Source organism: Methylotenera versatilis 301 (genome assembly GCF_000093025.1).
Classification (GTDB): domain Bacteria; phylum Pseudomonadota; class Gammaproteobacteria; order Burkholderiales; family Methylophilaceae; genus Methylotenera; species Methylotenera versatilis.
This window is the reverse complement of record NC_014207.1, coordinates 774,420-794,944: the sequence shown is the minus strand read 5'-3', so window position 1 is coordinate 794,944 and position 20,525 is coordinate 774,420. Positions and strand designations below refer to the sequence as shown.

The following is a 20,525-nucleotide window of genomic DNA, read 5'->3' as shown; positions in this document are numbered from 1 at the left end:
ATCATGAATTTTGTGAGATTTTTGGAGGCGCGAACCAGAGTCGAACTGGTCTAAACGGCTTTGCAGGCCGCGGCATAACCGCTTTGCTATCGCGCCTTTTGTGTGAGAACTATTTTAAATGATAATTCTACATTAAAAGCTGAAACTAAAACGGCGAAAGCTTATTAGCATTCGCCGTTTTATATACTACTACCAAATTCGTGGAGCGGGAAACGAGACTCGAACTCGCGACCTATACCTTGGCAAGGTATCGCTCTACCAGCTGAGCTATTCCCGCGTCGTTAAGACAGGCGCCATTATAGCGACTTTCAGAATGTCGTCAATACCAATCGACATTCAAATTGCATATTTATTTCAGTTTTATTTTCCTTTTAATTTTGGCCATGCTGCCTTTAAATAATAAGCCATTGATAGCAATGTTAAAAATGCTGCCAACACGATTAAAGCATGTCCAAACAGCTGAGTTGGAAAAACACCCAAGCTACCTAAATCAATTTCATCCCAGTATAACAAGAACAAAATCGCTAGCATTTGTGCGGCCGTTTTTATTTTGCCTATCATCGCAACGCCCACGCTACTGCGTTGCCCTTCGCCCGCCATCCATTCACGAAGCGCACTAATGGCGATTTCTCGGCCGATAATAATTAAAGAAACAATTGCGCCTACGCGGCCAAACTCTACCAGCACAATTAATGCAGCTGCCACCATGAGTTTATCTGCAACTGGATCTAAAAAAGCACCAAACGATGAGGTTTGATTCCAGCGCCGCGCCAAGTAACCATCCAGCCAATCGGTAAATGATGCAATCGCAAATATGATGGTAATGAATATATTGACCGAATGTGAAGGCATTGCACTTAGCTTATGAAGATTTTCTGGCCAATAGAAGGCACCTACAAAGACAGGAATCAACAAAATGCGTAACCATGTAAGCATGGTTGGAATGTTAATTTTCATTTAACACTCCGTCATTTTTGCTGTTTTTCATTAGTGCAACTCTCCGTAAATTTTTTCCGCCAAACTCTGGCTGATGCCTTCAACTTGGGCGATTTCATCAATACTAGCACCCTTTACACCATCTAATCCACCAAAGCGCGTGAGTAGGGCCTTGCGGCGTTTTGCGCCTATGCCCTCAATATCTTCCAAACTAGAATGAAGTCGAGCCTTGGCGCGTTTAGCTCTATGCCCTGTGATGGCGAATCTATGCGCCTCGTCACGTATCTGTTGCAACAAATGTAAACCTTTATTGTCTTTTTCCAAGTTTAGCATTTCGCCCGTGTCAGAAAAAATCATGGTTTCCAACCCCGGTCTGCGTTCTTCACCTTTAGCTATGCCGACCAGTAGAATGTCCTCTAGACCTACTTCTGCCATCACTTCAACCGCAACACCTAATTGTCCTTTACCGCCGTCAATAAAGATTAAGTCGGGGCGCACGCCCTCGCCTGCCGCCACCTTTTTATAACGACGCGTCAACACATCCCTCATAGCTGCGTAATCATCGCCTGGCGTAATACCTGTAACGTTATAACGTCGATACTCGCTATTTTGCATATCTCCGCGGTCAAACACTACGCAACTACCCACAGTCGCTTCACCCATGGTGTGGCTAATATCAAAACATTCGATACGCTCGGTGTTATCGGGTAAATGTAGCGCTTCGCGCAAAGCCAGCAGTTTGGCAGTTTGATTAGCTGAAGTTGCGGCACGCTGACCTAGCGCCAAATCAGCATTGGTTTGCGCCATTTTCAGCCAAACGCGTTTATCGCCAATCGGATTGGTATTGATTTTCACCTTGCGTCCAGCTTGTTCACTTAGCACCTCTTCAAGTACAGCGGTTTCAATTTTAACGCCGACCACAATCAGCGGCGGTGTATTTTGCGCTACATAGTGCTGCGCAAGGAACGCCTCCATACTGGTTTCAAGTGTTTCGCCCTCTGTATTCTTAGGCATATAGCTTCTATCGCCCAAATGCCGCCCGCCACGGATCATCACCAAATTAATACAATGTTGACCTTGCAACTCAGCGCAGGCAATGACATCGGCATCAGAAACATTGAAGTCGCTGACAAACTGTTTGGCTTGCACCTGTCGCAGTGCTTGCATACGGTCACGAAACACGACCGCCATTTCATATTCCTGATTGGCTGCGGCAGTGTTCATCCGCGCGCCGAGCGCATCAATCACTTCATTAGTCTTGCCTTGCAAAAACATCGCGGCTTGATGCACGTCATTTTTGTAATTTTCATCCGAAATCAAGCCCACGCATGGCGCGGTGCAACGCTCAATCTGATGCTGCAAACAAGGTCGACTACGATTAGCAAACACCGTATTCTCACAGGTTCGCAACTTAAATACTTTTTGCAATAATTGAATGCTCTCGCGCACCGCAACGGAATTGGGAAAAGGCCCGAAGTATTGGTTACCTTTACGTTGTGTGCCGCGATGAAACGCCAAGCGCGGGGAATCATCACCCGTAATGACAATGTAAGGATAAGACTTATCGTCACGAAACAGCACGTTGTAACGTGGCATTAAGCCTTTAATCAGATTATTTTCCAGCAACAAAGCCTCAGCTTCATTGTGAGTGACCGTCGTTTCTATTTTAACAATATGACTCACCATCATGCGCGTGCGTGGGCTAGGCAAGTTTTTATTGAAATACGACGAAACCCGTTTTTTCAGGTCTTTGGCTTTACCCACATAAATCACCTCATCCGTGGCGTTTATCATGCGATAAACACCTGGCAGATTAGGCAGATTTTTTAATATGGGTTTAGGGTCGAACATGGGCTTATTTAGCTCTGACTGCATCTTCCGCTTTAGCTTCCGCGATACGCAACAAACGCGCCTCTTCGGCTTTTTTAGTATCTTCAATCTCGCGCATGACGCCTTTTAAATCAACGGCTTTGGTGCTTTGCCTGAAACGGCCTGTGAGTGGAGTTTCTAGCGTTAAATCGCCATGTGCATACAATGCCCAAATCTCTTTGCCGTATTGCGTAGTGAGTAACTCTGGCGCAAATCGACCAAAATAATCACTTAAATTTCTAACATCGCGTTCTAGCATTTCACTTGCGTTATTGTTACCTGCCGCATCAACCGCTTGGGGTAAGTCAATAATCACAGGGCCATCGGCACTCATTAAGATATTGAATTCGGACAAATCGCCATGCACGATGCCAGCACAAAGCATGCGCACAACCTCTTTGATTAAAGTGCCGTGGTGAATACGTGCATCTTCTGCACTAAAGGTCACATCGTTTAAACGTGGCGCCGCGTTGCCGTTGGCATCCGTCACCAACTCCATTAACAATACACCTTCATAGAAGTTATACGGCTCTGGTACACGTACGCCTGCATTGGCAAGCCGATACAAAGCATCTACCTCAGCACTTTGCCAAGCGGCTTCTTGTGATTCACGTCCGAATTTTGAGCCTTTAGCCATCGCACGACCTTGGCGACTATTTTTAACTTTACGGCCTTCGGTATAGTCTACGCTCTGACGAAAGCTACGTTTGTTTGCCTCTTTATATACCTTAGCGCAACGTACATCATCGCCGCAACGCACTACATATACAGTCGCTTCTTTACCGCTCATGAGTTGGCGGACAACATCGTCAATCAAGCCGTCTTCTAAAAGCGGCTCGAGTCTTTGGGGAGTTTTCATTGCGCTATTCTAACACTTCGCACTTACTCATCCAGCAACTTCCCGCCTATCGCCCAATCTTCATAAGCGACTTCTTCAAACGTAATGTACGTGTAGGATTTTGGTTTATGCGCAACACGCTCTAACGTTTCGGTAAATTCTTTGGCGATTTGCGCTTTTTGTTCTTTAGTGACAGAACCTGCTAACTTAATATTCACGTATGGCATATTGAATCTCCTTTAGTAAAAGTAATTACAATAATACGGCTTGCTTAATGATCATGCTGACCTAAACTTGGCGCAACTTGCCCTGGCTTTAAATGGAAAGTTTTCCATATATCGCGTATCAGGTTTAGCGTAAAGACAAATAATAATACCGAAATTAGCAAAGATAAAATCGGATCTATTGGCATCCAGCCTGTGAAGTAAATAACCACTCCAGCCGCTACTGCGGCCACTGAACCTAATAAATCGCCCATCACATGCAAAAATGCAGCGCGATTATTCAGGGTTTCAGCATGATGCGCTGCTTGGTGATGTAATTGTTTAGCCACCACAATATTGACGATTAAACCTAAAGTTGCAATGATAGTAAGCCCCAAACCTTGCACCTGATGTGGCTCCTTAAACCGCGCAATCGCTTCAACCACCACAAATATAATCACTATTAAGAGTGAAATAGCGTTAAAAATTGAAACGCCTAGCTCTACATAAGTCACACCTGATCTGTGACGCGCAATATTGGGCTTTTTAGCCATCACGCCCGCCATCCAAGCCAGCCCGAGTGCAGCAACGTCGGAGAACATATGTCCAGCATCGCTTAATAAAGCCAGTGAACCGGTGTACCAACTACCAACCGCCTCAACAATTGCGAAGGTGAAAATCAGTAAAAATGGAATCAGGTAGTGATCGTGGTCGTCATGATCATCGTGGTTATGTTGATCTGAATCATCGTGCGGGTGTTGGTGTGAATTTGTCATAGGTGAAATGCTAACCGAAAAGTCGTTTTATTTAGCATTTTTATGGTTAAAAATTTATTGCTTGATTTGGGAAAGCTATAATGTCGTCATTAAATATTTTTTAGTTAGACTTTATGTTGAGTTACCGCCACGCCTTTCACGCAGGCAACCACGCCGATGTGCTTAAACACTATGTACTTGGCTTAGTGCTAGATTACATGAATCAAAAAGATAAACCTTATTGGTATATCGACACCCATGCTGGCGCTGGCATGTACAGCTTAACTGAGGGCTATGCAACGCAAAATGCTGAGTTTGAGCAGGGCATTGCTAAACTGATGTCCGCGAATAATCTACCAAAGCCACTTGCTGATTTTGTGGCGCAGATTAAACGCTTTAATACCAACTCGCTTGATTTTTACCCTGGTTCACCGATGGTGGCACAGGACTTTTTACGCGCTGATGACAAAATGCGCTTGTTTGAACTGCATCCCAACGACTGCAAGTTACTCATTGAAAATTTCAGCGGCCAAGGTAAGCAAGTCAAAATTGAAATGCAAAATGGCTTTTCTGGCATCAAAGCTTGTTTGCCGCCACCACCACGTCGCGCTGCGGTATTGATAGACCCGCCTTATGAAGATAAGCAAGATTACCTGCATGTGGTCAAGATGATTAAAGATAGTCTGACACGCTTTTCGACTGGCACTTATATGATTTGGTACCCCATTTTGCAGCGACCAGAACCTACTGAAATGGTCGATGATTTAATCAATTTAGATTTACCAAACTGGCTAAACGTAGAAATGACCATACATGAACCATCGACAGAGGGGTTTGGTATGCATGGCAGCGGCTTGTTTATTGTGAATCCACCTTGGACATTACCTAAAATATTAGATGAAACAATGCCAGTTTTAACCCAGCTATTAGCTTTGGATGGAACTGCAAGTTACGCTATAGATAGCCAAATAGTCTAAATAAAACTGTCGCTTCAACCTGTTACAATAAGATAGCAATCCGAACTCAAAATTAAAGGCTTCAACACATGCAAGAACACAACACCCCGTCCTCTATCGAATATAAACAAAAAAGCGTGATGACCAACATTTTATTTGGTAGTCGCTGGCTGCAGTTACCACTTTACTTAGGCTTAATTGTTGCACAAGCCGTTTATGTGTACTTTTTTGGCCTTGAATTAGTACATTTGGTAGGTAAAGCTTCTCACCTTGTAGAAGCTGACATCATGTTAATTGTATTAGGTTTAATTGATGTTGTGATGATTTCAAACCTGCTCATCATGGTGATTGTAGGTGGCTACGAGACATTTGTTTCTCGCTTGAATTTAGAAGGTCATCCTGATGAACCAGATTGGTTATCTCACGTAAATGCTAACTTATTAAAAGTTAAACTCGCTACAGCCATTATTGGTATTTCTTCTATCCACTTGCTAAAAACATTTATCAATGCAGAAAACTTAAGTGACAAAGTATTAATTGCACAAACCGTGATTCATATGACGTTTGTGTTTTCAGCGATTGCGATCGCTTATATTGATAAGTTAATGCGTATAGAAAATAAACATTAATGAATTCTGTTTAATAAACTTGTATATACGGCGTTAAAGTTGATGGTTCATTTTTAACGCTGAAGTTTTGTACAGCTACAGTTTTATTGTTTTCAGTTTCTACGCTCACTTTCCACTCACCTGCCTGCAAATCTGTTTTGTAGGTGTATCCACGAAAGCCATTGTATCGCCCGCCTGATAAAGTAAAACCAGCGCGCGATACAATCTGCCAGCCTTTTTTCTTATCGTGGAATTGCCATACATGGAACAAGTGCGTCTTTAAGCCGCTTGGAGCGAATACTGATGAAAAGCAATACAGACGCTGCCCTCGTTCGACATGCATATCAGTACTAGCTTTACGCCAAAACACCCACCAGCTGGATGGTTGCTGGCTTAATTGATAATTGCCATCGACTTTATTAATCGCATACCCTATCGCAATATCACGTTTTACTAGCGGCACTGGCGGAATCACATCAAAAGCATAAGCGAGCATTAACAAGGTCGCTATCACCCCAACAGGCCAAATACTACCGTCATGATCGGGCGTTTTTTTGTAGAGCCAATAAGCTGCGCCTGCGCCTAACAATGTACTCAAATAAAACCATACCGCATGAATGCTGCCCATTAAATAAGGTAAAGCAAAATTAAACAGCAACATGGCGCAAAAGCCAAACTGCGCCCAGCTAAGCGTGAGTTGTTTATATTTATCTTCCAGATACTCATTGACTACCAACATGACACCTAAAATAATAGACATCGCCCAAGCCAACCAATGATTGGAGCTTTTGAAATACAGAATAAATAAAGAACTCAATAAATTACCGAACAAAAACTGCAATAAAAAGTAAGGTAGATTCTCCCAATACAAACGCTTATGAATTTTTGCAGCCCATGGAGATAACTTTGACGCATCGGATAAAATAAATCTCGGACTGCCGATGGTAAATAAAATGGCGGCGGCAATACCCAAATAAACAAAGAAAGTAATTAAATCTGAGTAGGCAACATTACGGCCTATGGTGAGCGCATCCCATAAGAATCCGCCGAAAAAGAAAATGACTGGAAAGAAATCACCCAGTTTTAAAACATGGTGATACAGGCGTGTTTGTTTGATTTTAGCAATGATCATCTTGTAAGCGTTTTAAAAAAACTAGGGTTAAAGATTGGGATTTAGGTACTAAGAAATAAGACTGCAGAGTATGTAGCCAATCACGATGCCAGTAATCAGCGCAATGGTCACAGCACGATAGGTCAATACATCTTTGGAGTATCCGCGTTTAATGGCGACATAAGATACCAAATAACCTACGGCATTCAATAGCCAAATTACACCAATCGACAACACTTTGACTATGAGAGGGCCAATAATAGGAACAAGGCCTATCATGGCGACAACCCAAGCAAACACATGAGAAATGGTCGCAAATATTACTACACCAGTAGTGACCGCTTTCGCGTGCCAGCCGAAATGCCATGCTGCAAACACGACAATAGCGAGCACAATCGACAACGGCAGCATCCACTTCCACGCGCCACGCTTAGCTGGCTGTGTAATTTCTTCTGGATCAAAAATGTGATGATTATCGGGTTTTTGCTCTGAATTCATAAAGCGATGATATCAGGAAAACTGAATATTAAACGCTTCGCACTTAATCGATCGAAGCATACCTGTACATCAAACTCATAAAAAAACCTCATTCCCGCTTGAGCGGCAATGAGGTTAAATAGAGAGTTGCGCTCTACTTGCAGCTGACTAACTAAACCACTTCTGCGATTGGAATCACTTTTTTACCTGAACTTAAGGTATCCAAAGCCGCTTTATACTCAGTCATTTGGTCGAAATTTAGATATTTGTAAATTTCCGCAGTGTTGGCCAATTTATTACCCACAGTTTCCAAATACTCAGCATGTGATGGCATACGACCTAGCTTCGCACACACTGCGGCTAATTCAGCTGAGCCCAAGTAAACACGCGCATCTTTACCCATGCGGTTATCAAAGTTACGTGTACTGGTTGAAAACACCGTCGCTTTATCCGCCACGCGTGCCTGATTACCCATACATAATGAACAACCTGGGATTTCAGTACGCGCACCCGCTACGCCGAAGGTTGAATACACACCTTCATCACGCAATTGGGCTTCATCCATGCGTGTTGGCGGGGCAATCCATAAACGCGTTGGAATGCTGCCTGAACCTTCTAACACTTTAGCCGCAGCGCGGTAATGACCAATATTAGTCATACAGCTACCGATAAACACCTCATCAATCTTATCGCCAACAACAGCTGATAACGGCTTGATATCATCAGGGTCATTCGGGCAAGCCACTAGCGGCTCTTTGATTTCGTTTAAATCGATTTCAATCACGTGTGCGTATTCTGCATCTGCATCTGGTGTAAGTAATTCAGGTTTTGCTAGCCATGCTTGCATATTTTCAATACGGCGTTGCAAGGTGCGTGCATCTTCGTAGCCGTTCTCAATCATGTTTTGCATCAATACGATATTTGAATTTAAGAACTCAATCACAGGCTCTTTGTTTAAAAGTACGGTACAGCCATTCGCAGAACGCTCAGCTGAAGCATCGGCAAACTCAAAGGCTTGCTCTACTTTCAAATCTGGCAAACCTTCGATTTCTAAGATTCGGCCGTTAAATACGTTCTTTTTACCTTGTTTGCCAACCGTTAAATTGCCTTCTTGGATGGCGGCATAAGGAATCGCGTTCACCAAGTCACGCAAGGTAATACCTGGCTGCATTGTGCCTTTAAAGCGCACTAATACTGACTCTGGCATATCCAAAGGCATCGCACCTGTCGCGGCTGCAAACGCCACTAAACCAGAACCTGCTGGGAATGAAATGCCAATCGGGAAACGTGTATGTGAATCGCCGCCTGTACCTACAGTATCTGGCAAGATTAAACGGTTTAACCATGAGTGAATCACGCCGTCACCTGGGCGCAATGAAACGCCGCCACGGCTAGACATAAACTCTGGCAAGCTATGTTGCAATTTAATATCCACTGGTTTTGGATAAGCTGCTGTGTGGCAGAAGCTTTGCATGACCAAGTCAGAGCTAAAACCTAAACAAGCCAATTCTTTCAATTCATCGCGCGTCATACCCCCCGTAGTATCTTGCGAACCGACCGTTGTGGCTTTTGGCTCGCAATAAGTATTAGGGCGCACGCCAACGCCTTCTGGCAAACCACAAGCACGCCCTACCATTTTTTGTGCAAGCGTATAGCCTTTAGTTGAACTGACTGCTGGTGCGGCTTTAATAAATGCAGTTGTTTCAGGTAAACCTAATGCTTTACGCGCATTTGAAGTTAAACCACGACCAATAATCAATGGAATACGGCCACCTGCGCGCACTTCGTCTGGCATGGTCACTGGATTTAATTCAAATGTTGAAAGCACATCGCCCGCTTCATTGAGCACTTTACCTTCATACGGTTTGATTACAATCACATCGCCCATATTCAACTTAGACACATCACATTGAATCGGCAAAGCGCCGGAGTCTTCTGCTGTATTAAAGAAAATCGGTGCGATTTTAGCGCCTAAAATCACGCCACCAGTGCGTTTGTTTGGGATGTTAGGAATATCATTGCCCATAAACCATTGCACTGAGTTAATCGCAGATTTGCGTGATGACCCGGTGCCTACCACATCGCCCACATAAGCCAACGGCAAACCTTTTTGTTTCAAGGTATCAATCAGTTTCAAACCATCAGGCATTTTATTGATCAGCATGGCTTTAGCATGCAGTGGAATATCTGGGCGGCTCCATGCATCTTGTGCAGGGCTTAAGTCATCGGTATTAGTTTCACCATCAACCTTGAATACGACCATTTTGATTTCTTTAGCCAATACAGGTGCATTGGTAAACCACTCGGCATTCGCCCAACTTTCTATCAGCTTTTTAGCGTGAGCGTTACCAGCTTTCATTAATACATCTACATCATGGAATGCATCGAACATCAAAATTGTGCTACTTAAAGCTTTGACTGCATGAGCAGCCATCGGCGTCTCGAGTAAAGCAACTAAAGCCTGTACGTTGTAACCGCCAAGCATAGTGCCTAATAACTCCACCGCTTTTTCTGGTGAAATTAATGGTGATTTAGCGATGCCTTTGGCAATATCTGCAAGAAAAGCGGCTTTCACATAAGCGGCTTGATCCACACCTGCGGGTGTGCGATTAGCAATTAAATCAAGTAATGTCTCAGCTTCACCTGCAGGTGGGGCTTTAAGTAGCTCAACAACTTGCGCAACTTGTTCAGCTGACAATGGTAATGGTGGAAGTTGAATAGCGCTGCGTTCTGCAACATGGGCTTGATAGGCTTTTAACATAGTGGCTCTTTTAATAAATAGTGACTGTTTAAAAATGCTGTTATAAAAATAGGGTTAAATTATAAACCAGCCTAAATCATGAAAAATTTCACATTTGTAAAACTTCAAAATTAAGCCAGTTAGTTTAGTTAATAGCGTTCGTTTGATTAAATAACTTGTCATCTGGCGGTAGCGTGCAACTCTTACCTTGGCTACGCAATTGCCACCTATCTAGAATCTCTTTTTCATATTCAGATCCGTTTTTTAGTGCTAAAAATGCCCGGACCTCAGTGACGTCAGCAAAGCCATTTTTATCGGTATCCATGGCTGCAATATTATCTTCTACAGTTGGGCCAGAATAGCCGTCATCACTGTCGACTAAATAAATCAGTACATCATCTGCGCTTGCAATTGATATATTCATAACCAAGCCAAGCAACACAGCACTACGTAACAAAAGTTTTAGCATTTTATCTGCACTCTCTAAATATCTATCATCAATTCTGACAGATATTAACGCAAATAATACGATGCTCATGTGACCCAAGTTACAAACAGAGGACACAAAAGCTACGGCACAGAGTGAATTTCTATTGTCTTATGCTGCGCAATCTTCTCTTTCCACTCGGCTGGGCCAGTAGTGTGTACTGAATTACCTTTGCTATCCACCGCGACCGTTACAGGCATATCTTGCACGGTGAACTCATAAATCGCTTCCATACCTAAATCTTCAAATGCCAGCACTTCGGCTTTTTTAATGGCTTTACTCACCAAATAAGCCGCACCGCCTACCGCGGTTAAATACACAGACTTATGCTTTGCTATAGTAGCGATAGTTTCATCGCCACGTTCAGCTTTACCCACCATGCCTAGCAGGCCAACGTCGCTTAACATCATTTCAGTAAAACTATCCATACGCGTTGCAGTAGTTGGTCCAGCGGGTCCTACTGCTTCATCACGTACAGCATCAACAGGGCCTACGTAATAAATGAAGCGATTTTTAAAATCTACAGGCAGTTTTTCACCTTTAGCCAACATCGTTGCAATCCGCTTATGCGCGGCATCTCGGCCTGTAAGCAATTTTCCATTCAACAATAATGTCTGTCCTGGTTTCCAAGCTTGAATATCCGCTTGAGTAATAGTATCTAAATTGACTCTTAGCGAAGCTTCACTTGGTACCCAGTGTACGTCAGGCCAATCACTCAAGTTAGGCGCTTCTAATTCAGCTACACCACTACCATCCAACTCAAAATGCACATGACGCGTGGCGGCACAGTTAGGAATTATGGCTACAGGTAAGCTAGCTGCATGGGTTGGGTAGTCTAAAATCTTCACATCTAACACCGTTGCCAAGCCACCGAGACCTTGTGCGCCTATACCTAAGTTATTCACCTTTTCAAAAATTTCTAAACGCAGTTCTTCAATTCTGTTTTTGGCACCGCTAGCTTTAAGTTCGTGCATATCAATCGGCGCCATCAAAGACTCTTTCGCCAACAACATAGCCTTCTCTGCACTACCACCTATACCAATACCCAACATACCTGGCGGACACCAGCCCGCACCCATTTGGGGCACAACTTCCAAAATCCAATCGACTATGCTGTCATTCGGATTGAGCATTGCCAACTTGGCTTTATTCTCAGAACCGCCGCCTTTTGCAGCAATTTGTACATCAATCTTATCACCCGCCACTAAAGAAACGTGCACCACCGCAGGGGTGTTATCTTTAGTATTGGCGCGCTTCCCAGCGGGGTCGCTCACTATAGAAGCACGTAATTTATTCTCTGGCAACAGATACGCACGGTGCACACCTTCGTTTACCATCTGCTCAATATCCAGTGTTGCATCCCATTGAACATTCATGCCTATTTTAACGAAAGCAACAACAATGCCAGTATCTTGGCATATTGGGCGCTTGCCTTCAGCACACATACGCGAGTTAGTTAAAATCTGCGCTATCGCGTCTTTAGCGGCAGGAGATTGCTCCGCCTCGTAAGCACGGCCCAATGCCTGAATATAATCTAGAGGGTGGTAGTAAGATATATATTGCAGCGCATCAGCAATGCTTTGAATAAAATCCTCTTGGCGTATCGTTGTCATGTTGATCTACTATCTCTATCTGGCTGATTTTGCATATGCAATTTTATTGTTAATGTCTTTGCGCAAAATCTTACCATTTTTCGTACGTGGAAAATCTTTAGTCAAGTAAACCGTTTTTGGTGCTTTATAGGCTGCTAGATGCTGTTTACCAAAAGCCATTAGCTCATCCGCAGTGACTTCTGAATTGGGTTGCAGAATCACGTAAGTCACCACTAGTAACTTGTCTTTTTCAAGCTCTTCACCCACCGCTGCGCAATCTGCCACTGCTGGATGAGATTTATAAACACGCTCAATTTCATAAGGCGATACGCGATAACCAAAGCTCTTAATAATGTCGTCTTTACGACCTAAGAACCAAATATAGCCATCCTCATCATATCGAGCATAGTCACCTGAGAAGAACCAGCCATCGTGTTTATATTTCGCGGTTTCTTCATCTAGATTCCAATAGCGTAGGAATAAACCGGGGTCTGACTCCGGCACGCTGATCATACCTTCTTCACCTTGTGCAACCTCTTCTAAGGTTTCAGGATTCAGCAGTTTAATCGCATGACCAGGTTGCGGAAAGCCCGCCGAACCAGCACGTATCGGACGGAAAATACTTTGGCTTAAGTAATATGAAAACTCGCTCATGCCAACCGCTTCGTAAATATCTGCACCAAAACGCTCGCGCCATTGTTGCAGCACTTCATCAGACAGATGCTCACCCGCACTCATACAGTGGCGCAAGCTTGGCACGTCGGCTTGCTTAGCTGTAGATTTCTGAATAATTTGGCGATAAATGGTTGGTACGCCCACAAAAATCGTGGCGGAATGTTTAGCAATCAAGCGCGTCCATAAATCAGCGTCATTTTTGCCTTCATGTACGATGACGGTTTTGCCCAAATAGAGCGGATCCATCAAGCCTGAACCTAATACATAAGTCCAATTAAACTTGCCTGAATGCATGATGCGGTCTTGCGAATTTGCATCAAAATTGAACCAGTATTTAGAAGCTGGTTCACGACCTATCAAGGCACGATGCGCATGCAACACACCTTTTGGGTAGCCTGTTGTACCGGAGGTGTATACCAAATAAGCAGGGTCATCTGCTGCCGTTAAATGTGCTGGTTCGCATGCTTTAATCGCTGCAAGCTCCGTATCTAAATCAACCACATTGAGTGCTACGTGGTCGGTAATATCACCAACGCCTGACAAAAATACGTGCTTCAAGTTGGGCAAACCTGAGAGATGACCTTGCAGTGATGGCCATGCAGCTTTGTCTGTCACCAACACTGCCGCGCCAGAGTCTTTTGCCAAATAAGCAACTTCTTCAGCAGTGAGCAGGGTTGAAGTTGGCACTGAAATCGCACCACGTTTCATCGCTCCTAAAAAGGCTGTTGGATAGTCCAAGCTGTTCGGCAAGCGAATCAACACGCGCTCACCCGCATCAACATGTAAGTTTCTAAGTAACTGCGCAAACTGATCGGTACGTTTAGCTAATTGCTCAAAAGTGATTTGCGAAGTGCCTTGTGCATCATCTTCTACAATCATCGCAATCGCTTTGGCTGCTGGCGTATTCAAGTGCTTATCAGTACATGCCGCGCCGATATTAAAGTGTTTTGGAACACTCCACTCCCACTCAGGAAACTGTTCTAGTTTTTGCATTATTTCGACTCTCTTAAAATTCGATACTTATGATTAATCTAGCGCAATAAAGCTCATGTTTATAGTAGAACGCCATATGGCCAGTTTTGGCGTATCACCTGTGCTGGCAACAATTCCAGGACTTGTAAGGCGAAATCCATATCGTCTTGGTTTAGCGCACGTAAAGCGTGTGCTCTCAACAATGTTTGTAAAGCTTTACCAAACATTGGTGGATCTAACATTTCACCTTCAAACTTAATCGCGCCGCCGTGCAAGGCATCTGCTTCAATTGCCGCTTTCAAGATCCGTACTTTCTGATTCACTTCAGTGGGTGAAGGTGTGTAAGCGGTTTTACATAAATGAATATGGCCTGGGTGTATCACTTGTTTACCCGTTAAGCCCATCGCAGCCTCTTGGCAAGCATGTTTATAGACAACGCGTGACTCATAATCGCCATGCAAATCCAACCAGCGGCGAACATCATGCGGCTCGACAAATTTCTCAGGCATGATATTAGAACCGATCAAGGTTTCAACGCCGCCAATTACGCCTTTACCCGCAATACGCGCTTCAAACATCAGTTGGTTCATATAGAACTGCAACTCTTCAATCCAGTGTTCTGGCGTGATGTGTATGCCCATCGCTTTTGAAAAGTCATGAATACCAAACACGACATGCTTTACCGTGCTGTACTGCATCAGTTCCGGAGCAATTTTCAATGACTTCGGATGCTCGATAATCGGCTGTATCGTAATATTTGGATTCAGCTCGAGTAACAAGCTAGATAAATCACGCACTTCAGCCGCGCCATAAGCCTCCCCAGCCTTGGCAAGCATCACAACGTCGATGCAATCAGACATATCGCTGACAAGCTGCATATCCAGCTCGTATTCATCGGTACGGAATGAGTTTGATCGAATGGCAATAGTGACGCTCGGGTTGACTTTACGAAGCTCAGGCAGCTCTTGGCGCAATAGATCACGACTCATCTCTTTTTGACGACAGCCATCTTCCAAGTCAAAAATCAAAGTATGCGCATTGGTATGATGTGCATGTTTTTTCATACGCGCCGCAGCTTGCGTGACATCTTCGTAAATGCCCTGCGCTGGCGAATACTTCACAGGCGGATAGTAAAGTTGTATTCCAGGCCAATTCTCGCCAAGCATATTGCTATTTGTATAACACTTTATTTTTCCAGGACTATTCATGCTAAGTCTTCCAATAATTTTAATTATTCTTCGCTAATTTTCTTAATGACCGCTTAATTTGGTCAGCACTGTTTTCATTGCGTCTGCATCTAACTGCTTGTCGTTTAATACTTTCACTTCTGCAAACTTTATTCTTGAGGTCACTACATCTAAAAACTCGTTATCTGGTAAATCTAATAAGCTATCAAATGCCAACAACTCTGGTTTCGTGAGTGTTGCAAGGTGCTTTTCAGAAAAGCGCTGCAAAACAATATCTAGCTCCAGCAAACCTCGGCGACAACGCCAACTTAGACGCCGCACTTCTTCATCTGTCATACCGTTAGCCTCAGTCATTTAGCCTAAATCGCCTTAATATCGATTTTCTTTTTACCTGCGGCTTTATGTTCACGCGCCTGCTCAAATTTAAGATCTTTGATTTTTGCGATCGCAGCATTTGGGTTCAATTTCTTAGGACAAACTTCCACGCAGTTCATAATGTTATGGCAACGGTACAAACGCTCTGGCTGCTCAAGGTTCTCTAAACGCTCATCAATCGCCTGATCTCGACTATCCACCATAAAACGATAGGCTTGCATCAAACCTGCTGGACCAACGAATTTATCTGGGTTCCACCAAAAAGACGGACAAGAAGTCGTACACGCGCCGCATAAAATACATTCATACAAACCATCAAGCTTGGCACGGTCTTCTGGCGACTGTAAGCGCTCAGTTTCAGGTGGCGGATCGTTATTTACCAAATAGGGTTTAACTGAATTGTAGTTCTCAAAGAATTGCGTCATATCGACGACTAAGTCACGAATCACAGGCAAACCCGGCATCGGGCGAAGTACCACAGGCTCTTCTAATTCTGACAACTTAGTAATACACGCCAAGCCATTCTTACCATTGATATTCATGCTGTCGGAACCACACACACCTTCACGGCACGACTTACGCAAGCTCAAACTATCGTCCAAATCTTTGATGCGCAGCAAAGCGTCCAGCAGCATTTGGTCGCTGTCTTCCAGCACGACATCGTAATCTTGCATGTAGGGCTTTTTGTCTACGTCTGGGTTAAATCTATAAATTGAGAATTTCATATTGTCGTCTCTAATTTCTAATAAATTCTGTGGTGAGTTTAATAAACACGCGCTTTAGGTACAAAACTCTCTACTGTTTGCGGTTTTAGGCGCACAGGCTTGTATGCCAAGCGATTGCCTTCGCGGTAGTAGAGTGAGTGTGTAAGCCAGTTTTTATCATCTCGCTCACTAAAGTCTTCTCGTGCATGCGCACCACGGCTCTCAGTTCTTGCCTCTGCAGCATGCATGGTGGCTAAAGCGACTTCTACCAAATTATCCAGTTCTAATGCTTCGACCCGAGCGGTGTTAAATACTTGGCTTTTGTCTTTAATCACAGTGTTTTTAGCGCGTTCGGCCACTTGGTCGATTTTCCCCACACCTTCTTGCAGCAAATCGGGAAAGCGAAAAACGCCACAATGCGTTTGCATGGTTTCACGCAGCGCGGTACCAACATCTTTTACGCTTTCACCTTGCGTTTGCGTATCTAAGCGGTTTAATCTGGCCAAAGTCTTATCGAATGCATCTACGGGCAGTGGTTTGTGAGCATTATCTTTTCGAACCTCTTCAACCATTTTGTCGCCAGCTGCGCGGCCAAACACAACCAAATCTAGCAATGAGTTTGAACCTAAGCGGTTTGCACCATGCACTGAGACACAAGCGCATTCGCCCACTGCATATAAGCCATTCACTACAGATTGACCACCATTGCCATCTGGCACAACAACCTGACCTTGTAGATTGGTAGGAATACCGCCCATCATGTAATGCGCCGTTGGCACGATAGGAATTGGATCGTAAACAGGATCGACGTTAGCAAAGGTTTTAGCAATTTCACGAATGCCTGGCAATTTGTCATTGATTAACGCTTCACCTAAATGGTCTAGCTTTAGAAATACCGCATCTTTATTCTTACCTACGCCACGGCCTTCTTTAATTTCAGTCGCAGTCGCGCGCGAAACCACGTCGCGGCTGGCTAAGTCTTTTGCATGTGGTGCGTAGCGCTCCATAAAGCGCTCGCCTTCGCTATTCACCAAGTAGCCACCTTCGCCACGTACGCCTTCTGTAATCAACACACCAGCATTCAGTACGCCTGTTGGATGAAATTGCCAGAACTCCATGTCTTGCAACGGAATATTGGCACGTGCTGCCATGCCCAAACCATCACCCGTGTTAATGAACGCGTTAGTACTGGCTTTAAATATACGGCCAGCGCCGCCAGTTGCCAGCATAGTGGCTTTGGCACGTATGCAATGCACTTCGCCAGTTTCAATTTCTAAAGCCAATACGCCTAGAACGTCACCGTCAGCATCTTTTAGCAAATCGAGTGCTAACCACTCTACAAAAAACTGGGTATTAGATTGAATATTGCGTTGATAAAGCGTGTGCAACATAGCGTGACCAGTTCTATCAGCTACTGCGCAAGTACGTGAGATGGCACTTTCGCCAAAGTTTTGCGTCATGCCGCCGAATGGACGTTGGAATATTTTGCCATTTTCTAAACGGTCAAACGGCATACCAAAATGCTCTAACTCATAAATTGCTGCTGCAGCATTTTTACACATAAACTCAATCGCATCTTGGTCGCCCAAGTAGTCTGAACCTTTGATGGTGTCATACATATGCCACAACCATTTGTCATCCGCTACGTTACCCAGCGCGGCAGCAATGCCGCCCTGCGCCGCCACGGTATGAGAGCGGGTTGGAAAAACTTTAGATAGCACAGCCACTTTTAAGCCTGATTGAGCCAATTGCAATGAGGCGCGTAAACCTGCACCGCCTCCACCTACTACTAACGCATCAAATGTTTGAGTTTGTAACGCCATAACCAATTAACCTTCAGTAAATTTTAAATATGCAATTTTTTAAATTAATAACGCTTTGATTAAACTAGTAGCAACTAAGCTAGCAGTAACCAGGTTGCCCAAACTAAATAAACCCATAATGACACCACTAAAAGTTTATCTAACACGTCGCGTACGCTTGGGTTAGGTACGTAATCTTTAAACACATCGCGAATACCTAACCATGCATGAATACACAAGCTAATCCAAAACAATAAAGTAGCGATGCGCCACCAAAGTGGCTGAAAGAAATCAACCCAAGCACCATAATTACTAGGCTGTACGATTAAGAATCTTGCAACTGCAAAAATGCTGTAAACCGCCATCACTAACGCGCTAAGTCTTTGTGTTAACCAAGCACGCATGCCTGGATATCGTTTAGTTAAAAGTTCAATTAGCATAAGGTTTTAAATCCATATTTTCACGGCTAATACAAGGGTAGCTAGCGCACCTAGCACGAGCACAACCTTGCTGGTATAACGAGCCTTCATCAACGTGGTCATCCAATGCACGTCCATTGCAAGGTGACGAATACCCGCAAAAAAGTGATGAAAAAAAGCCCACGCTAAGCCAAGAAGCATGATCTTTATTAAAGGCGAGTGCAAAATCGCAATCACTGCTTCATAGTGCTCTGCCGAATTAAGTGAGAACTGTAATAACAGCAAAATGACTGGCAAGATTAAAAATAAAACACAACCTGTGGCTCTATGTAAAATCGAGACCAAAGCATTAATGGGCAAGCGAATGGTAAATAGGTTCAAGTTTTTAGGCCGGCTCATTTGACCGGGTCTTAGCTTTGTTTTTTGACTATTTTTTTGTTGATTATTTTGCATATTCAAGATTCTTATTGAGCTTGTTGTGCTTATTTAGATTGTTGTAGCCGCGCAGCATCTGCAACGGCACCAGACACTCTTGATAACAAGCGCTTATCGAACGGTTTTGGAATAATGTAATCTTTGCCGAAACTTAAGCTTGTTAAGTTGTAGGCCGCCAATACATCTTCTGGCACCGGCTCTCTCGCCAACGCTGCCAAAGCACGTGCGGCGGCGATTTGCATTTCATCGGTAATTTGTTTAGCTTTAGCATCCAAAGCGCCACGGAACAAATAAGGGAAGCACAACGCATTATTCACTTGGTTTGGGAAGTCTGAACGACCAGTTGCCATCAAAATATCATCGCGAACCGCATGCGCTAAACTAGGCAAAATCTCAGGGTCTGGATTTGCCAATGCAAATACCACTGGTTTCGGCGCCATTAATTTAAGCAATTCTGGTGATAAAGCATTGGCCGCTGAAACACCGATGAATACATCTGCATTTGGCATGACATCTGCTAACGTTTTTGCTGCACTAGGTGCGACTGCTAAATGGCGATTATTGTCATGTAAATCTACTCGTGAAGTATCCAAAACACCCGATTTATCCACCATCGTAATATTGGTTGCGCCCATTAATTTTAGTAGGCGTGCACAAGAGCAGCCTGCCGCACCCGCACCTAAAAATACGATTTTTGCAGTTGCTAATGTTTTACCTTGTAGCTCCAATGCATTCGATAAGGCGGCGGCTACAATCACCGCTGTACCATGTTGGTCATCATGAAAAACTGGAATATCTAAACGTGCACGCAATTCATTTTCAATTCTAAAACAATGCGGTGCAGCAATATCTTCTAGATTAATACCACCGAAAGTTGGCGCAATATTCACTACCGTTTCAATAAACGCCTCTATGGTTGGCGCATTGACTTCAATATCGAATACGTCGATACCAGCAAAGTGTTTAAACAATACCGCTTTACCTTCCATCACTGGCTTACTTGCTAATGGCCCCATATTACCTAAACCCAATACCGCAGTACCGTCAGTAATCACCGCAACTAAATTACCTTTATTAGTATATTTGTAAGCTAATGAAGGATCACGATTGATTTCACGCACTGGCACAGCCACACCTGGCGTATAAGCCAAAGATAAATCATCTTGTGTAGCACATGGTTTAGATGACTCTACAGAGAGCTTTCCTGGCTTTGGAAACTCGTGATAGTCAAGTGCGCGTTTTTTTAAATCGTCCATTATTCTCAATACCTTTTCAGGGTTTATGTTTTTTAATTTTCACTTACTACTTTAAATCTGTGCTTTTCAAAACTTGCAATAGCAAGAAAGGAAACGCAGACAGTACTTTAGTACGGCAAGTGCAGCCT

General features: G+C 43.8%; 20 protein-coding genes and 2 tRNA genes. 2 read left to right on the top strand and 20 right to left on the bottom strand.

Going from position 1 to position 20,525, the window contains the following annotated elements:
* Nucleotides 1-22 precede the first annotated feature (22 nt).
* The 7 genes from M301_RS03685 to M301_RS03655 all read right to left on the bottom strand — a co-directional run bounded on the left by M301_RS03685 (nucleotide 23) and on the right by M301_RS03655 (nucleotide 4,622).
* Nucleotides 23-96 (bottom strand) — tRNA-Cys (locus M301_RS03685).
* A 105-nt stretch (nucleotides 97-201) separates the two neighbouring features.
* Nucleotides 202-277 (bottom strand) — tRNA-Gly (locus tag M301_RS03680).
* Nucleotides 278-360: 83 nt separating this feature from the next.
* Nucleotides 361-957, bottom strand: a complete 597-nt coding sequence (gene pgsA / locus M301_RS03675; RefSeq protein WP_013147412.1) for a CDP-diacylglycerol--glycerol-3-phosphate 3-phosphatidyltransferase — start codon at nucleotides 955-957, stop codon at nucleotides 361-363.
* A gap of 30 nt (nucleotides 958-987) precedes the next feature.
* Nucleotides 988-2,787: an excinuclease ABC subunit UvrC gene (uvrC, locus tag M301_RS03670; protein WP_013147411.1), complete on the bottom strand. Its 1,800-nt coding sequence runs from the start codon at nucleotides 2,785-2,787 to the stop codon at nucleotides 988-990.
* Between the two features lie 4 nt (nucleotides 2,788-2,791).
* The gene (locus M301_RS03665; RefSeq protein ID WP_013147410.1) at nucleotides 2,792-3,664 is read right to left on the bottom strand and encodes a PA4780 family RIO1-like protein kinase; all 873 of its coding nucleotides are present in this window, start codon (nucleotides 3,662-3,664) and stop codon (nucleotides 2,792-2,794) included.
* Between the two features lie 23 nt (nucleotides 3,665-3,687).
* On the bottom strand, nucleotides 3,688-3,870 hold the full coding sequence (locus tag M301_RS03660) for a tautomerase family protein (protein WP_013147409.1): 183 nt from the start codon (nucleotides 3,868-3,870) through the stop codon (nucleotides 3,688-3,690).
* Between the two features lie 44 nt (nucleotides 3,871-3,914).
* Nucleotides 3,915-4,622, bottom strand: coding sequence for a cation diffusion facilitator family transporter (locus M301_RS03655; protein ID WP_013147408.1), 708 nt, complete (start codon nucleotides 4,620-4,622; stop codon nucleotides 3,915-3,917).
* Between the two features lie 113 nt (nucleotides 4,623-4,735).
* On the opposite strand from M301_RS03655, the gene M301_RS03650 reads away from it, so the two are divergent.
* Together M301_RS03650 and M301_RS03645 are read left to right on the top strand one after the other, a co-directional pair.
* A complete protein-coding gene (locus M301_RS03650; RefSeq protein ID WP_013147407.1) occupies nucleotides 4,736-5,578 on the top strand; it encodes a 23S rRNA (adenine(2030)-N(6))-methyltransferase RlmJ in 843 nt (280 codons plus the stop codon).
* A 68-nt stretch (nucleotides 5,579-5,646) separates the two neighbouring features.
* Nucleotides 5,647-6,186: a TIGR00645 family protein gene (locus M301_RS03645; protein ID WP_013147406.1), complete on the top strand. Its 540-nt coding sequence runs from the start codon at nucleotides 5,647-5,649 to the stop codon at nucleotides 6,184-6,186.
* Between the two features lie 10 nt (nucleotides 6,187-6,196).
* Here the strand turns inward: M301_RS03645 and M301_RS03640 are convergent, their stop codons facing one another.
* The 13 genes from M301_RS03640 to M301_RS03580 all read right to left on the bottom strand — a co-directional run bounded on the left by M301_RS03640 (nucleotide 6,197) and on the right by M301_RS03580 (nucleotide 20,397).
* On the bottom strand, nucleotides 6,197-7,297 hold the full coding sequence (locus M301_RS03640) for a DUF2914 domain-containing protein (RefSeq protein ID WP_013147405.1): 1,101 nt from the start codon (nucleotides 7,295-7,297) through the stop codon (nucleotides 6,197-6,199).
* A 48-nt stretch (nucleotides 7,298-7,345) separates the two neighbouring features.
* Complete coding sequence (locus tag M301_RS03635; RefSeq protein WP_013147404.1) at nucleotides 7,346-7,774, bottom strand: hypothetical protein; 429 nt, start codon at nucleotides 7,772-7,774, stop codon at nucleotides 7,346-7,348.
* A 151-nt stretch (nucleotides 7,775-7,925) separates the two neighbouring features.
* Nucleotides 7,926-10,514: a bifunctional aconitate hydratase 2/2-methylisocitrate dehydratase gene (acnB, locus tag M301_RS03630; RefSeq protein ID WP_013147403.1), complete on the bottom strand. Its 2,589-nt coding sequence runs from the start codon at nucleotides 10,512-10,514 to the stop codon at nucleotides 7,926-7,928.
* Between the two features lie 124 nt (nucleotides 10,515-10,638).
* On the bottom strand, nucleotides 10,639-11,031 hold the full coding sequence (locus M301_RS03625; protein ID WP_013147402.1) for a hypothetical protein: 393 nt from the start codon (nucleotides 11,029-11,031) through the stop codon (nucleotides 10,639-10,641).
* 32 nt (nucleotides 11,032-11,063) lie between these two features.
* Entirely contained in the window at nucleotides 11,064-12,593 is a 1,530-nt protein-coding gene (locus tag M301_RS03620; protein ID WP_013147401.1) for a fumarate hydratase, read from the bottom strand.
* A gap of 15 nt (nucleotides 12,594-12,608) precedes the next feature.
* Nucleotides 12,609-14,240: an acetate--CoA ligase gene (locus M301_RS03615; protein WP_013147400.1), complete on the bottom strand. Its 1,632-nt coding sequence runs from the start codon at nucleotides 14,238-14,240 to the stop codon at nucleotides 12,609-12,611.
* Nucleotides 14,241-14,299: 59 nt separating this feature from the next.
* On the bottom strand, nucleotides 14,300-15,427 hold the full coding sequence (locus tag M301_RS03610; RefSeq protein ID WP_013147399.1) for an HpcH/HpaI aldolase/citrate lyase family protein: 1,128 nt from the start codon (nucleotides 15,425-15,427) through the stop codon (nucleotides 14,300-14,302).
* Between the two features lie 42 nt (nucleotides 15,428-15,469).
* On the bottom strand, nucleotides 15,470-15,760 hold the full coding sequence (locus M301_RS14365) for an FAD assembly factor SdhE (RefSeq protein ID WP_013147398.1): 291 nt from the start codon (nucleotides 15,758-15,760) through the stop codon (nucleotides 15,470-15,472).
* A 5-nt stretch (nucleotides 15,761-15,765) separates the two neighbouring features.
* The gene (locus tag M301_RS03600; RefSeq protein ID WP_013147397.1) at nucleotides 15,766-16,506 is read right to left on the bottom strand and encodes a succinate dehydrogenase iron-sulfur subunit; all 741 of its coding nucleotides are present in this window, start codon (nucleotides 16,504-16,506) and stop codon (nucleotides 15,766-15,768) included.
* A gap of 38 nt (nucleotides 16,507-16,544) precedes the next feature.
* On the bottom strand, nucleotides 16,545-18,308 hold the full coding sequence (gene sdhA / locus M301_RS03595) for a succinate dehydrogenase flavoprotein subunit (RefSeq protein ID WP_013147396.1): 1,764 nt from the start codon (nucleotides 18,306-18,308) through the stop codon (nucleotides 16,545-16,547).
* A 74-nt stretch (nucleotides 18,309-18,382) separates the two neighbouring features.
* Nucleotides 18,383-18,727, bottom strand: coding sequence for a succinate dehydrogenase, hydrophobic membrane anchor protein (sdhD, locus tag M301_RS03590; RefSeq protein WP_013147395.1), 345 nt, complete (start codon nucleotides 18,725-18,727; stop codon nucleotides 18,383-18,385).
* A gap of 6 nt (nucleotides 18,728-18,733) precedes the next feature.
* The gene (sdhC, locus tag M301_RS03585; protein WP_013147394.1) at nucleotides 18,734-19,159 is read right to left on the bottom strand and encodes a succinate dehydrogenase, cytochrome b556 subunit; all 426 of its coding nucleotides are present in this window, start codon (nucleotides 19,157-19,159) and stop codon (nucleotides 18,734-18,736) included.
* A 29-nt stretch (nucleotides 19,160-19,188) separates the two neighbouring features.
* A complete protein-coding gene (locus M301_RS03580) occupies nucleotides 19,189-20,397 on the bottom strand; it encodes a malic enzyme-like NAD(P)-binding protein (RefSeq protein WP_013147393.1) in 1,209 nt (402 codons plus the stop codon).
* Nucleotides 20,398-20,525: the final 128 nt, after the last annotated feature.

Bases quoted from the DNA above. Each gene is read 5' to 3' on its own strand.
- M301_RS03665 (WP_013147410.1), bottom strand. From the start codon at position 3,664: ATGAAAACTCCCCAAAGACTCGAGCCGCTTTTAGAAGACGGCTTGATT.
- M301_RS03640 (WP_013147405.1), bottom strand. From the start codon at position 7,297: ATGATCATTGCTAAAATCAAACAAACACGCCTGTATCACCATGTTTTA.
- M301_RS14365 (WP_013147398.1), bottom strand. From the start codon at position 15,760: ATGACTGAGGCTAACGGTATGACAGATGAAGAAGTGCGGCGTCTAAGT.
- sdhC (WP_013147394.1), bottom strand. From the start codon at position 19,159: ATGCAAAATAATCAACAAAAAAATAGTCAAAAAACAAAGCTAAGACCC.
- M301_RS03650 (WP_013147407.1), top strand. From the start codon at position 4,736: ATGTTGAGTTACCGCCACGCCTTTCACGCAGGCAACCACGCCGATGTG.
- pgsA (WP_013147412.1), bottom strand. From the start codon at position 957: ATGAAAATTAACATTCCAACCATGCTTACATGGTTACGCATTTTGTTG.
- M301_RS03655 (WP_013147408.1), bottom strand. From the start codon at position 4,622: ATGACAAATTCACACCAACACCCGCACGATGATTCAGATCAACATAAC.
- acnB (WP_013147403.1), bottom strand. From the start codon at position 10,514: ATGTTAAAAGCCTATCAAGCCCATGTTGCAGAACGCAGCGCTATTCAA.
- sdhA (WP_013147396.1), bottom strand. From the start codon at position 18,308: ATGGCGTTACAAACTCAAACATTTGATGCGTTAGTAGTAGGTGGAGGC.
- M301_RS03580 (WP_013147393.1), bottom strand. From the start codon at position 20,397: ATGGACGATTTAAAAAAACGCGCACTTGACTATCACGAGTTTCCAAAG.
- M301_RS03645 (WP_013147406.1), top strand. From the start codon at position 5,647: ATGCAAGAACACAACACCCCGTCCTCTATCGAATATAAACAAAAAAGC.
- M301_RS03660 (WP_013147409.1), bottom strand. From the start codon at position 3,870: ATGCCATACGTGAATATTAAGTTAGCAGGTTCTGTCACTAAAGAACAA.
- M301_RS03600 (WP_013147397.1), bottom strand. From the start codon at position 16,506: ATGAAATTCTCAATTTATAGATTTAACCCAGACGTAGACAAAAAGCCC.
- M301_RS03625 (WP_013147402.1), bottom strand. From the start codon at position 11,031: ATGAGCATCGTATTATTTGCGTTAATATCTGTCAGAATTGATGATAGA.
- M301_RS03610 (WP_013147399.1), bottom strand. From the start codon at position 15,427: ATGAATAGTCCTGGAAAAATAAAGTGTTATACAAATAGCAATATGCTT.
- sdhD (WP_013147395.1), bottom strand. From the start codon at position 18,727: ATGCTAATTGAACTTTTAACTAAACGATATCCAGGCATGCGTGCTTGG.
- M301_RS03635 (WP_013147404.1), bottom strand. From the start codon at position 7,774: ATGAATTCAGAGCAAAAACCCGATAATCATCACATTTTTGATCCAGAA.
- M301_RS03620 (WP_013147401.1), bottom strand. From the start codon at position 12,593: ATGACAACGATACGCCAAGAGGATTTTATTCAAAGCATTGCTGATGCG.
- M301_RS03615 (WP_013147400.1), bottom strand. From the start codon at position 14,240: ATGCAAAAACTAGAACAGTTTCCTGAGTGGGAGTGGAGTGTTCCAAAA.
- uvrC (WP_013147411.1), bottom strand. From the start codon at position 2,787: ATGTTCGACCCTAAACCCATATTAAAAAATCTGCCTAATCTGCCAGGT.